11 protein-coding genes are annotated in these 13813 nt (G+C 69.2%); 9 read left to right on the plus strand and 2 right to left on the minus strand.

The features are described from left to right. Positions 1 to 35 precede the first annotated feature (35 nt). Entirely contained in the window at positions 36 to 1352 is a 1317-nt protein-coding gene (locus ACI7YT_RS17955; protein WP_406247507.1) for a phytase, read from the minus strand. Between the two features lie 114 nt (positions 1353 to 1466). On the opposite strand from ACI7YT_RS17955, the gene ACI7YT_RS17960 reads away from it, so the two are divergent. From ACI7YT_RS17960 to ACI7YT_RS18000, 9 genes are all read left to right on the plus strand, one after another. Beyond that, positions 1467 to 2843 (plus strand): plasmid pRiA4b ORF-3 family protein, encoded by a 1377-nt coding sequence (locus tag ACI7YT_RS17960; protein ID WP_406247508.1) that lies wholly within the window; start codon positions 1467 to 1469, stop codon positions 2841 to 2843. An 81-nt stretch (positions 2844 to 2924) separates the two neighbouring features. Next, the gene (locus ACI7YT_RS17965) at positions 2925 to 4595 is read left to right on the plus strand and encodes a hypothetical protein (RefSeq protein ID WP_406247509.1); all 1671 of its coding nucleotides are present in this window, start codon (positions 2925 to 2927) and stop codon (positions 4593 to 4595) included. Positions 4596 to 4712: 117 nt separating this feature from the next. Beyond that, positions 4713 to 6002 (plus strand): serine/threonine-protein kinase, encoded by a 1290-nt coding sequence (locus ACI7YT_RS17970; protein ID WP_406247511.1) that lies wholly within the window; start codon positions 4713 to 4715, stop codon positions 6000 to 6002. A gap of 102 nt (positions 6003 to 6104) precedes the next feature. Next, positions 6105 to 8429 carry a phosphoribosylformylglycinamidine synthase subunit PurL gene (purL, locus tag ACI7YT_RS17975; protein WP_406247513.1) on the plus strand — a complete coding sequence of 775 codons (2325 nt, stop codon included), beginning with the start codon at positions 6105 to 6107 and terminating at the stop codon, positions 8427 to 8429. Positions 8430 to 8455: 26 nt separating this feature from the next. Continuing rightward, a complete protein-coding gene (locus ACI7YT_RS17980) occupies positions 8456 to 8602 on the plus strand; it encodes a hypothetical protein (RefSeq protein ID WP_406247515.1) in 147 nt (48 codons plus the stop codon). Between the two features lie 97 nt (positions 8603 to 8699). Further along, positions 8700 to 10928: an esterase-like activity of phytase family protein gene (locus tag ACI7YT_RS17985; protein ID WP_406247517.1), complete on the plus strand. Its 2229-nt coding sequence runs from the start codon at positions 8700 to 8702 to the stop codon at positions 10926 to 10928. Positions 10929 to 10974: 46 nt separating this feature from the next. Then, on the plus strand, positions 10975 to 12159 hold the full coding sequence (locus tag ACI7YT_RS17990; RefSeq protein WP_406247519.1) for a hypothetical protein: 1185 nt from the start codon (positions 10975 to 10977) through the stop codon (positions 12157 to 12159). A gap of 45 nt (positions 12160 to 12204) precedes the next feature. Continuing rightward, a complete protein-coding gene (locus ACI7YT_RS17995) occupies positions 12205 to 12546 on the plus strand; it encodes a cupin domain-containing protein (protein WP_406247520.1) in 342 nt (113 codons plus the stop codon). Then, positions 12543 to 12893, plus strand: a complete 351-nt coding sequence (locus ACI7YT_RS18000) for a TraR/DksA family transcriptional regulator (RefSeq protein WP_406247522.1) — start codon at positions 12543 to 12545, stop codon at positions 12891 to 12893. The genes ACI7YT_RS17995 and ACI7YT_RS18000 overlap by 4 nt, the downstream gene beginning before the upstream one ends. 21 nt (positions 12894 to 12914) lie before the next feature. Here the strand turns inward: ACI7YT_RS18000 and ACI7YT_RS18005 are convergent, their stop codons facing one another. Then, positions 12915 to 13652, minus strand: a complete 738-nt coding sequence (locus ACI7YT_RS18005) for an SDR family NAD(P)-dependent oxidoreductase (protein ID WP_406247523.1) — start codon at positions 13650 to 13652, stop codon at positions 12915 to 12917. Positions 13653 to 13813: the final 161 nt, after the last annotated feature.

Below are 13813 nucleotides of genomic sequence, written 5' to 3' on the forward strand. Positions count from 1 at the left end.
GCGAAGTGGTTTCTCGCGGGACCTGGGGGTCCGTCTCAGTCGGCGATGTCGAGGTCGAGGCCGCTGTTCTCGGCCACATCCTCCCAGGCGAGGTACTTGAAGTTCGTGCTCTCCTCGTCCGAGCCCTCCGGCGTGTTGTCGCCGTCCTGCAGGACGAGCAGACCGCCGTCGAAACCGGGCAGGCTCACGTTCACGACATCCGCGCCATCGCTGTGCTGGGTGCTGTCGACGACGCCGTCCGACGTGCGGAAGGAGCCGACGTAGGCGTTGTCGTCCTCGATCTCGTAGACCGCGAAGCTGTCGTCGCCCTGGCTGGACGCGAGGAGGTACCCCTCGCCCTCGTCGGTCTCGTAGATCGTGAGACCCTCGATGTCGGTACGCAGCACGTCGCCGCCGAAGCCGGGGTTCTCGCCGTACACGCACTCGTCGAGCTCGGCGTCGTAGGCGCCGGGGAGGCCGAACTCGATCGCGGTGTCGACGAGCTCCGCCTCTCCGGTCAGGTCGGCGTCGACCTTCCAGATGCCGACGAGCTCCTGGCCGAGGTAGGCGGTGCCGCTCTCCTCGTCGACCGCGATGCCCTCGACCTGCGCGTACTGACCCGGGTCGTCGCACGTGGTCCACGTCGAGCCATCCGGCATGGCGAACTCGGCCGGCAGCGCCAGCTCGCGCACGACGTCCCAGCCGATCGTGCCGTCGCCCTTGTCGCTCAGCTCGAGCAGCGCGACCTCGGTCTCCGAGTTGCGGCTCACCAGCGCGTACGCCCCGTCGTCGTCCTGCCAGGCGGCCAGGCCGTAGGCGGTGTGCTCCTCATTGACCTCCTCCTGGGATGCCGAGAAGATGCGCCCGGCGCCCGGGGCCGTCACCTCGACGAGCTCGCCGTCGTCGATGACGAAGATGCCGAGGTCGTCCATGCCCTTGTCGGAGACCACCGCGAGGTCGACCTCGTCGCCGTCGAGCTCGAAGCCGTGGATGAGGTCGACGTTGTTGTAGCGCCCAGGGGCATCGTCCTCGCGGGGCGCCGGCTTCGGGTCGATGTGCTGGACCAGCTGACCCTCGAGGTCGTAGACGTTCATCCCGGCCTCCTTGGCCGTGGTGATGACGAGGCTGTTCTCGGCGTCGTCCTCGTCGACCCAGATGGCCGGGTCGTCGGCGTCGGCGTCATCGGCATCCCACAGCGCGGGGGTCTCGAGCTTCGCGGTGACGCCCTCGGCCTTCGACTTCGAGTGGCCGTACGCGTAAGCGTGCCCGTTGGCGTGCGCAGGCGGCTGCGGGTTCGGATGCGGCTGAGCGGCGCCGACCAGCACGATGGCGGAGGCGCCGATCGCGGCGACGGTGAGCAGGCGGGGGATCACAGGGACTCCTCGGGGGATCGATGAATGGTGTCGCTCGATGGTTCTGTCCCGCCATGAACACCGTGTGAACCGGCGGTGACATGTGACGTCGGCGCCTCCCCCTACTCTCGGAGCATGACCCGGTACCGACTCCGCGTGAGTCTCGTGGGCAGCGACCCAGAGATCTGGCGCGAACTCGAGGTTCGCGGCAGCATTCGCCTGCGGATGCTGCACATCGCCCTGCAGACGGTGATGGGCTGGCGCGAATCCCACCTGCACGAGTTCACGGATGCCGATCCGTACGCTCCGTCGTCCGCACCGCCGCGACGGTGGGGACCGCCGGAGTTCCCGGATGCCGCAGCGGGCACGATCCCCGAAGACGACGCGACGGTCGCCGAGCTGCTGCGCGGCGGCGGGCCGCGCTGGTACGAGTACGACCTCGGGGACGGCTGGACGCATCGCATCGACGTGCTCGACGAACGGGCGGACGAACCCCAGCTGACCTCGGTGGTCGTGCTGGACGGCGCACTCCGGACGCCGTTCGAGGACTCCGGTGGCCTGGGCGGCTACGCCGAGAAGCTCGCGATCGCGGCCGACGCGACCCACCCCGAGCACGATGACATCGTCGAGTGGATCCACGCGACCGTCGGCCCCTGGGCCCCCCACGACGCCGGCACGTTCGACCTCGTCGCCGTGCAGACCGAACTGAACCTCCTCTTCAACCCCGAGTCGTCGGGGTTCGACCCGTACGACATGTCCGGGCTCGTGAAGCGCGAGGAGCTGCGCCGCCCCGGCGATGTGCACGACGCGTCGCCGATCGTCGCTTTCGCCGCCGAGCTCCCGCCCCCGCTGCGCAGCGAGCTGCGTCAGCACCTCGATCGCACCGGCATCCTCGAGCCGCCGGAGATCGATGCGGAGACGGCCGCCCGCATCGTCCGCCCGTTCACGTGGCTCTTGGAAGCGATCGGCTCCGAGGGGCTCGCCCTGACGTCGGCCGGATGGCTGCCGCCCGCGACCGTCCTCACCGGCATGACCGAACTGGGCTGGCTCGACGACTGGATCGGCAAGGGGAACCGAGAGGACCTCACCCCTCCGATCGCCGCGCTGCGCGAGGTCGCAGAGCGGATCGGCCTCGTACGGGTGCAGCAGGGGCGGCTGCTGCTGAGCACCGCGGCGCTGGGGGCACTCGGCGCCCCGATGCAGCAGCTGCGCCTGGTCGCCGGCGGCCTGTGCCGACAGCTCGGCGACGCCGAGACGGATGCCGCGACGCTCCTCCTTCTCGCGATCGCGGACGGCACGCCACCCGAGGAGCGCTGGCGCACGGTCGCGTTCGGTCTGGAGGCCTGCGGCTGGGCCTCATCCACGGGGAGGCGCTTCACCGAGCGCGACATCGGATTCGCGACCGATCACGTGCGGCAGGTGCTCGACCTGCTCGGCGACTCCGACGGGCGTCCCCGACGAGGCGGCACCGATCCGCTGCTGGCCCTGTTCGCGCGCGAAGCACTCCGGTAGCGCCGGGCGGTTCCGAGCCAGCCGGCGAATCACGGAGCAGCCTCCGCATCGTGTCTCGGCCCCCGGCCTACACTCGCAACCATGCTTTCCGCCGACGTCGTCACCCCCTCGCAGGCGGAGGATCTCGCTGCCCGAATCCTCGCCAGGCGAACGCATCCGCTCGTGCTCGTCTCCACGGATCCGGACGGCGGATTCGCCTTCGACGTGACGCGGCTGCGCAGCGAATTGGACGGCCTCGCCGACGTCGTCACGATCGAGACGGGAGCGGTGACCCGCCACCTCGAGCAGCTGCTGCCGCCGAAGTCGCACGCGTTCGGGGGCGCGGCGCGCTCGTATCCGATCGACTTCGGCACGGAGCCGTCATGGACCAGGTCGCAGTTGCGTTTCCCCGACCACGCGACCACCGACGATCTGATCGACGACGCCATGTCGCAGAACGTGCAGCGCACGGTCGAAACGGCCGCCTCTCCCCGAGTGCGACGCGCCACCGGCCTCGTGCAGGGTTTCATCGCCGACGGCAGCCGCGCCATCGTCCGCCTCGACGACGACACGACCGTGACCGCGACGGACGCGCTGCTGCCACCGGACATCCCGCTGCTCGCGGCGCTGGTCGTCGGAGCGCCGACGAGCGGGATCCTCGACGGCACCGAACTGCACCCCGAGCCGCTCGAGCCCGATCTGGAGGCGTTCCCCGACGGCTCGCACACCCTTGCGCTCGTCGTGAAGGTGACGGAACTGCGCGCGACCGTGCAGCTGCATCCTCGGATCTCCGCTGTGCTGCGCCGCCGCGACGTCGACTCCGGCGACGGCCCCGTCGGCGACGTGCTCGCCGTGGGCGACGTCGTCCGCGTGCGGGTCACCCGGCTCCCCGGCGGGGATCCCGCCCTCAGCCGCACGGACGCCGACCCGGACGCGCCGCTGATCCCGGCTCTCCCGCTGGTCATCGGCGGGGCACCATGGCTGAGCGAGGACCGTCGCCTTCCGCGCCGGTCGGATGCCGCGACGGACCAGGATGCCGCAGAGACGGCCCCCGTGGCATCCGCTGCTCCCCTGCCGACCGACTACGCGACCCGCACCGACGTCACGTCGCTGTCGAGGGAGATCACGAGTCTGCGCGCCGATGTCCTGGCGCTCACCAACCTCGTCGGGCGCGCGAACGGCGCGGCGAGCGTGAATGATGCCGAGGTGGCGAAGCTGCGCCTCGAGAACGATCGCCTTCGCTCTCAGCTGGCCGATGAACGCGCGGAGCGGGCGACCGCCGAGGCGAAGCTCGGCCATGCCGAGCAGGACCGCCGCGAGACCGGACGGGCACTGCGGGATGCCCGTCGCGCCGCCGAGCGCTCGCACGTGGACACGACCGCCGACGGCATCCGCTTCGAGATCGAACGCACCTGGGGCAACCGCACCGCCCCCGGCGAACGCGGGCGGTGGCCTCTGCGCGAGTACCGCCTCGGTGACGATTTCATCGAATCGCTGAACCCGCTGGACGAGGGCCAGCTGAGCAAGGCGATCCGCACGTGCGTCGACGCCATCACCGGTCGCGACCGCGAGATCCCTGCGCGAGAGCTGCACCGCCTGCGCACCGGCGAGGGCGGCGGGGACTCGTACGTGGTGCGCGAGGACGGCGCACGCTGCATGCGCTCGAGCGTGGAGCAGAACGTCGCCGGCGCGCGGCGGCTGCACTACTGGGAGCTGCCGGGCGGCGGTGTCGAGCTGGGGCGCATCGTGCACCACGACGACACGAAGCCGTAGCTTCCGTCGTCGTGCGAATCACTTATCCGCCGCGACGTCAAGGCCGCTGACGATCGCACGACTCATCGATAGCTTCGCTCGGATGCATGACCCTGATGCACGTACGAGGAGTTCGCGATGACGCTGGAAGTCGTATCGCCGACCGCCGCTCTGCTCGACAGCAGGTACCTGCTGGAGGGTCCCGTCGGCAAGGGAGGGATGGCGACGGTGTACCGCGCCGAGGACACCCACCTCGGACGCACCGTGGCCATCAAGATGATCCACGACCACGACGATGTCCTGCGCTCCGCCGACAGGGCGCACACCGAGAAGGCGCTGCTCGCGTCACTGAACCATCCGTCGCTGGTGACGCTCTTCGACGCGCAGCTCGAGCCGCACCGGCCGCAGTACCTCGTGATGGAGTTCGTCGACGGGCCGACGCTTTCCACCCTGATGACAGAGACGCAGATCCCGCCTCGCCAGCTCGCCCTCATCACGCAGGATCTGGCCGAGGGCCTCGCCGCTGTGCACGCGGCGGGCATCGTCCACCGCGACGTGAAGCCATCGAACGTTCTCATGACGCGCACCGGCGACCCCGACATCCCGTGGGCGGCGAAACTGGCCGACTTCGGGATCGCCTGCGCGGTCGACCGGTCGCGGCCGGCGGGGCGGGGCATGGTCCTCGGAACGCTCGCCTACATGGCACCCGAGCAGTTGCGCGATGCCGACCCCGGCACCGCCGTGGACATCTTCTCGCTGGGGCTCGTCGTCCTCGCCGCCCTGACCGGCGGAAACGGATACCCGGACCTCGGCTCTGGCCGCGTCGCGGCACTGGCGCGGGTCATGCGACCGCCGACGATTCCGGATGCCGTCGACGGGAAATGGCGCGACCTGCTGGAGCGGATGACGCGACTGGATCCGGCCGAGCGGCCGAGCGCGCTCGAGGTGGCGCGCACGGCGCGGGAGCTCGCACGCAGCGATGAGCCCGCGATGCCTGCGGGTCCCGTGCCGACGCTCGGCGCGGCGTCCGATCAGGGCACCCCCACCGCGCCGACGGCCGTCCTTCCGCCTGCGGGCCGGCGCCGCCGGTGGCGCCGGTGGCGGCGCATCCTGCTGGGCGCGGCCGGGCTGGTGTTCGCGGCGATCGTCGCCGGGTCCGCGTTCCTCATTCCGCCACCGAGCGAGGCGGGCCGGATCGCGCCGATGACGTCGCTGCGCACGGCCTCTGACACGTCTGGACACTCTGATACGGCGCCGGATGCCGGTGACGACGACCAGGGTGCACCGGCCGAGACCGTGACCGAGCCGACCGACGACAGCGGCGAGGGCAACCAGGGCGAGAGCGAGGGCACCCAGGGCGCGGGTGAGGACAACCGGGGCAAAGGAAACAACAACGGCGAGGGCAACGGAAAGGGCAAGGACAAGTAGCGGCTGCGGGTGCCGAACGTCCGTCCGGCACCCCTGAAACTGCGACGACCCCGCGCCGGTAGACTGAACACGCCCCGCTCGGCCCTTTCCCTTGGAGTGCGCGTGACCACCCCCGAAGCATCCGCCCGTCAGCACGTCCCCGACTCCGTCGAGAACGCCGTCGCCACTCCCGACAAGGAGCAGCCGTACGCCGCGCTGGGCCTGAAGGATGACGAGTACGCCCGCATCCGCGAGATCCTCGGCCGCCGCCCCACCTCGGGCGAGCTGGCCATGTACTCCGTCATGTGGTCGGAGCACTGCTCCTACAAGTCGAGCAAGAACTACCTGCGCCGTTTCGGCCAGAAGGTCTCCGACGAGATGAAGGAGCGCCTGATGGTCGGCATGGGCCAGAACGCGGGCGTCGTCGACGTCGGCGAGGGCTGGGCCGTCACCTTCAAGGCCGAATCGCACAACCACCCGTCGTTCATCGAGCCGTTCCAGGGCGCAGCCACCGGCGTCGGCGGCATCGTCCGCGACATCATCTCGATGGGCGCCCGCCCCGTCGCCGTGATGGACGCCCTGCGCTTCGGCGCGATCGACCACCCCGACACGGCACGCGTCGTGCACGGCGTGACCGCGGGCATCAGCTTCTACGGCAACTGCCTCGGCCTGCCGAACATCGGCGGCGAGACGGTCTTCGACGCCGTCTACCAGGCCAACCCGCTCGTGAACGCCCTCGCGGTCGGCGTGCTGCGCCACGAGGACCTCAAGCTCGCCAACGCCACCGGCGTCGGCAACAAGGTCGTCCTGTTCGGCGCCCGCACCGGTGGAGACGGCATCGGCGGCGCCAGCATCCTGGCATCCGACTCGTTCGACGACGGCGGGCCCACCAAGCGTCCTGCGGTCCAGGTGGGCGACCCGTTCGCCGAGAAGGTGCTCATCGAGTGCTGCCTCGAGCTGTACCGCGGCGAGCTCGTCGAGGCCATCCAGGATCTCGGTGCCGCCGGCATCTCCTGCGCGACCAGCGAGCTGGCAGCGAACGGCAACAGCGGCATGAAGGTTTCACTCGACAACGTGCTGCTGCGCGATCCGACGCTCACGGCCGAGGAGATCCTCATGTCGGAGTCGCAGGAGCGCATGATGGCGATCGTCGCGCCCGAGAAGCTCGAGGCGTTCCTCGAGGTCGTGAACAAGTGGGAGGTCGAGACCAGCGTGCTCGGCGAGGTCACCGGAGACGGACGCCTCATCATCGACTGGCAGGGCGAGCGCATCGTCGACGTCGATCCCTCCACCGTGGCCGTCGACGGCCCCGTCTACGACCGCCCCGTCGCCTACCCGACGTGGATCGACGCGCTCCAGGCGGATGCCGCGGAGAACCTCCCCCGCTCGAACGATGCGTCGGTGCTGCGCGACCAGTTCCTCGCGCTGGTGGCCTCCCCGAACCTCGCCGACACCCGCTGGATCACCAACCAGTACGACTACTACGTGCTCGGCAACACGGCCCTCGCGTTCCCCGACGACGCCGGCATGATCCGCGTCGACGAGGAGTCAGGCCTCGGGTTCGCGATCGCGACCGACGCCAACGGCCGCTACAGCCAGCTCGACCCGTACGCCGGTGCGCAGCTCGCCCTGGCCGAGGCCTACCGCAACGTGGCCGTCACCGGTGCCACGCCGACCGCGATCACCGACTGCCTGAACTTCGGGTCGCCGGAGAACCCCGAGGTCATGTGGCAGTTCGGCCAGACCGTCGACGGCCTCGCCGACGGCTGCTACGAGCTGGGTACCCCGGTCACCGGCGGCAACGTCTCGTTCTACAACCAGACCGGCGACGTGCCGATCCACCCGACCCCGCTGGTCGGCGTGCTCGGGCTCATCGACGACGTCTCGCGGCGCATCCCGTCCGGCTGGCAGGACGAGGGGCAGAACATCTACCTGCTCGGCACCACGAAGACCGAACTGAGCGGCTCGGCATGGGCCGAGACCGTGCACTCGCACCTCGGCGGACGCCCGCCGGTCGTCGACCTCGCCGGCGAGAAGCGCCTCGCCGGGCTCATCGGGGCAGCACGAGACGAGTGGCTGATCTCGTCCGCGCACGACCTCTCCGAGGGCGGGCTCGCACAGGCTCTCGCCGAAGGCGTCATGCGCTTCGGCGTCGGCGCTCGCGTCTGGCTGAACGAGATCATCGAGAGCTCCGATGTGGATGCCGCGACCGCGCTGTTCTCCGAGTCGACCGGACGCGTCATCGTGACCGTGCCGCGCGAGGACGACGTGAAGTTCCGCGGGCTCTGCGAGGGCCGCAACTACCCGGTGATGCGCATCGGCGTCACCGACACCGAGCCTCAGCTCGAGGTGCAGGACGTGTTCACCATCTCGGTCGACGAGCTGCGCGAGCGGTCTCAGGCCACTCTGCCGAGCTACTTCGGCCCCACCGTCACCGAGCCGGCCTGACGCCCCCTGATCTCTAGGAGCAGAACATGACTGAGCACCACGAAGAGGCCGAGGATCTGTCGATCTACTCGGAGCGTCGCCAGAAGCGCATCCGCGTCACCGCCTGGGTCACGATCGGCGCGCTGATCCTGGTCGGCGGCGGCGCGACGGTGCTCTCACTCCTCCTGGGCTGAGGTTCGCCGCCGGTCGCCGGCATCCGTTCATCGCCGCGTCACCGACAGTCCATGAGCCCGTCACGGATGCTCCAAGGGGCGCCGATTGACTCGAGGCATGAGACGACTCCATCGCGCCCTCGCCACTGCCGCCGTCGCCGCGACCGCAGCCTCGCTGCTGATCAGCGCCCCGGCCACGGCATCCGGAAACCAGACCACCCCGACCTCGAAGATGCACGCGTTCGAACCCACCCTCGTCGCGTGGGCCGAACTGTCCGCCGATTTCCTCGCCGAGGGGCCGGCCTCCGGCGCTCAGGCCACCCCGGCGAACGGGCGACAGGGACCGTGGGACGGCCAGGTCATCCCCGGTTTCTCCGCGGTGATCGACAACGGCGACGGCACGTTCTGGGCGCAACCCGACAACGGATTCGGCTCGAAGGGCAACTCCGCCGACTTCCTGCTGCGCAATTACCTGGTGCGGCCGGCCTGGCAGACCGCATCCGGTGGCTCTGGCGAGATCGACATCGAGCGCTTCATCTCGTACAACGACCGCAACGGCGTGCTCGACTTCCCGATCGTCAACGACGAAACCTCCGACCGCCTGCTCACCGGCGCCGACTTCGACATCGAATCGGTCGTCCGCGCCAAGGACGGCACGTTCTGGGTCGGTGAGGAGTTCGGGCCCTTCCTGCTGCACTTCGATGCCGACGGCACGCTCCTCGAGATGCCGTTCGCCCTCGACGGCGTGCAGTCGCCGCAGAACCCCTACCTCGGCGGCGCGGCCCCGACGCTGCCCGCGAGCCGCGGTTTCGAGGCGATGGCCGGTTCGGTGAACGGCCGCTACCTCTACCCGATCGTCGAGGGCGCCTACACGGGTGAGACCGACCTGCGTCGTCGCGAGATCCACGAGTTCGACACGAAGAGCGGGGCGTACACGGGCCGCTCCTGGAACTACCAGACCGACCAGGAGCCGAACGTCATCGGCGACGCCTTCACGGTGAAGAACAACGTCCTGCTCGTCGTGGAGCGCGACGATTTCGAGGGCGACCAGGCGGTCACCAAGCGCATCTACGAGATCGATCTGACGAAGACGGATGCCGAGGGCCACGTCGAGAAGAAGCTGGTGCTCGACGCGCTCCGCATCTCCAACCCTGACGCGTTGAGCGCCGGCAACGGATACGGCACCGGCGAGGTCTGGTCGCTGCCCGTGCAGTCGCTCGAGACGGTCGTGCAGCTCAAGGACGGCAACCTGCTCATCGCCAACGACAACAACTTCCCCGGCAACGACGCGCGCACGACCGGCACCCCGGATGACACCGAGTTCGCTGTCATCGACCTCGACCGCACGAAGATCGAGAAAGAGTTCATCACCGTCGTCGGCCACCGCGGCGCCAGCGGCTACCGCCCCGAGCACACGCTCGCCGCGTACGAGCAGGCGATCATCCAGTGCGCCGATTACATCGAGCCGGACGTCGTGTCGACGAAGGACGGCGTCCTGGTCGCGCGCCACGAGAACGAGATCGGCGGCACCACAGACGTGTCGACGCGACCCGAGTTCGCCGGCCGTCGGACCACCAAGGTCATCGACGGCGCGAACATCACCGGTTGGTTCACCGAGGACTTCACCTTCGCCGAGCTGCGCACGCTCCGCGCCAAGGAGCGCCTGCCTCAGGTCCGCCCGGGCAACACCGCATTCGACGGCCTGTACATGATCCCGACGCTCGACGAGGTCATCGACCTCGCGCGCCACTCGATCAGCTGCGACGGCCGCCAGATCGGCGTCTACCCCGAGACGAAGCACCCGAGCTACTTCGACTCCATCGGGCTCTCGCTCGAGGAGCCGCTGGTCGCAGCGCTGCAGGCCAATGGGGTCGACTCCGCGGATGCCCCGGTGATCGTGCAGAGCTTCGAGGTGTCGAACCTGAAGGATCTCGCCGGCCTCACCGATGTGACACTCGCGCAGCTGATCAGCTCGTCCGGACGCCCGTACGACTTCACGCTCGCCGGCGACCCGCGCACGTACGCGGACCTCGTGACGCCGAGCGGCCTCGCCGGGATCGCGGAGTACGCCGACGGCATCGGCGCTGAGAAGTCGGTGCTGATCCCGCGGACCGCGCAGGGCACGCTGGGTGCCCCCGCTCCGGTGATCGCGGACGCCCACGCCGCAGGACTCGACGTGCACGGCTGGACGTTCCGCCTGGAGAACCAGTTCCTGCCGGTCGAGTTCCGCTCGTCGACCGACCCGGCCGCCGCTGGTGACCTGGTCGGCGAGATCCAGGTCTTCCTGGATGCCGGCATGGACGGCATCTTCAGCGACCAGCCCGACATCGCGGCGACCGTCGGCTGACCGCGGCATCCTCCGGCATCCACCAGACCCTAAGGAAACCTCACTGATGAAAAGAAGATTCGCACCTCTCACCGGTGCCGTTGCACTCGCCGCCGTGCTCAGCGTGGCAGCTCCTGCCGGCGCCGCCATGGCGGATTCCCCGCTCCCTCCCGGCCACGCCGAGACGCCGAAGGCGATCGACAACTACCCGGAGACGATCGCATCCGGGTCGTGGGATGCCGGACACATCCAGGGCATCGCCATCGACGAGAAGAACGGGTTCGTCTACCACTCGTTCACGGACATGCTGGTCAAGACCGACCTTCACGGCAACGTCGTGGGAACCGTCGAGGGGTTCACCGGCCATCTCGGCGACCTGGATTTCAACAGCAAGGACGGCCGCGTCTACGGCTCCCTCGAGTACAAGGCCGAGGAGGCCTTCTACATCGCCGTCTTCGACGTCGACAAGATCACTGAATCGGGCATGGACGCCGAGGACTCGGGCATCGTCACCGCCGTCTACCTCGAAGAGGTCGTGGAGGACTACACCGCGGACATGGACGGCGACGGCACGTTCGACGGCAACACGGGCGACACCGCAGACCACCGGTACGGTTCGAGCGGCATCGACGGCGTCTCCTTCGGACCCGCGTTCGGCGCGAAGAACGGCAAGCAGCAGCTCATGGTCGCCTACGGCGTCTACCGCAACAACGACCGGGCAGACAACGACAATCAGGTGATCCTGCAGTATGACGTCTCCGGGTGGGGAGAGTACGAGCGGCCTCTGACCCAGGCGGATCCGCACACCTCCGGTCCCGCTGAAGAGGACGCCAAGTACTTCGTCCGCACCGGCAACACCCACTACGGCGTGCAGAACCTGTCCTACGATGCCGACAGCCGCCTCTGGTACCTGGGCGTCTACCGAGGCAGCAAGCCCGAGTACCCGAACCGGACCATGTACGTCGTCGACGGGACAGCAGCCGTCACCGAGCAGCCTATCCAGGGCCAGTCCGACGGAGAGACCGGCCTCGTACTCCCGCTCCTGCAGCAGGGCCTGCCGCACGAGCCCACCGGCATCCACGGGTGGGAGTTCAAGTCCGACGTCGGCATCGAACCCATCGGTCACGGCTACTTCTACGTCGCCCGCGATTTCGACGACCACTCCAGCGGTCACAAGCAGGAAGCCGCCACTCTGGAGCTGTATCGCTGGACCGGCGAAGGAGCCTCCGGGTTTCAGAAGGTCATTCGCTGAGGACCGTCGGGGTCCGGCGTACCCTCGGTCATGGAAGGGAGAGCCATGACCATCCAGCCCAGGAACGTCGGTCCCGACGAGAACGTCGAGGGCTATCTGATCGGGTCGCCGGTCAGCATCATCCGCGAGTTCGACAGCACGCCGGGCTCCGGTCCGCGATTGCACCGGCATCCCTATGCCGAGACGTTCGTCATCCACCGCGGTCGTGCGCTGTTCACGGTCGGCGAGGAACAGGTCGTCGGGGTGGGCGGACAGATCCTCGTCGTGCCAGCGCTCATCGCGCATCGGTTCGAGGTGCTGGACGGCGGCACCTACGAGGCGACGCATGTGCACGCGAACGACCGATTCGTCACGGAGTGGCTCGAGCAGGGCAGGATGGCGGGATGACCGCCGACCCGCGCACGCGTCTCGAGAAGCTGCGCGTCGACGCGCTCGCACGCGCCGAGGCGGCGATCGCGGCACTCTCGCAGTTGACGCACGATCGCGAAGGCGCGAACGACGACGACGAGCACGACCCCGAAGGCGTGACCCTGTCGTCGGAATGGTCGCGCCTGACCGGTCTCGCGGATGCCGCGCAGGCCGAACTGCATCAGATCGAGGATGCGCTGATCCGGGTGGATGCCGGGACATACGGCGTCTGCACGAACTGCGGCCGCGGCATCCCGTCGGAGCGTCTGGAGGCGCGACCGTTCGCCGAGTTGTGCGTGCCGTGCGCGGAGAAGTCCGGGCGGTGAGGCTCACCGCCCGGACTTCGTTCACCAGCGGACCGGACCGTCGATGTCCATGAACGTCCCCGAAGGCGCGTCCTCGGGGAGGGTCGCCGCAGCGACGATGACCCGCGCGGCATCCTCCGGAGTCGTCGGCGCGTGCTCGCGGTTGCCCGGTGCCAGGTCCGTCTGCACCCAGCCGGGGCAGACCGATGTCACCTTCATCGGCCCGTCGCCGAGCTTCTTGCTGAGACCGATCGTCAAGCTGTTCACGGCTGCCTTCGACGCCTGGTACGCCGGTACGACGCTCGCGTAGAACGGTGACTCGGGGTCGGACTGATCGCTCAGCGAACCCATGGTCGACGAGACGTTGACGATGCGCGCGCCCTCACTGCGTCGCAGCAGCGGCAGGAACTGCTCGGTGACGCTGGCGACGCCGAACACGTTCGTCTCGAACGTGGCGATCAGCGATGCCACGTCGACGAATTCGCGAGCGCCGGATGCCGTCGCTTCGGGGAGGATCCCCGCGTTGTTCACCAGGACGTCGAGTCGGCCGTGACGGCGCTCGATCTCGGCAGCGCCGGCGGCGACGCTGGCGGTCGAGGTGACGTCGAGCGTCAGCGCCTCTGCGCGAAGCCCCTGGTCGACGAGGCTCTGTGCGCTGTCCCGGGCCGCCGCTTCGTCGCGCCCGGCGACGATGACCGTCGCTCCGGTGCGGGCGAGAGCAGTTGCTGCGGCGAGTCCGAGGCCGCGGTTGGCTCCGGTGACCAATGCGATGGTGCTCATGTTCGGTGTCCCTTTCCTGCCCGGCGGCGCCGGGTCGGTTCCATCCTGGACCGATGCGTGAAGGGATGCTGGCGGAAATCGGACACGGCGCGACGGCCGCGTGGGGGGGACAGGGGCGCGGAGGGACGACGAAGGGGCGAGCGCCTTGCGGCGCCCGCCCC

Source organism: Microbacterium sp. M (genome assembly GCF_045181065.1).
Taxonomy (GTDB): domain Bacteria; phylum Actinomycetota; class Actinomycetes; order Actinomycetales; family Microbacteriaceae; genus Microbacterium.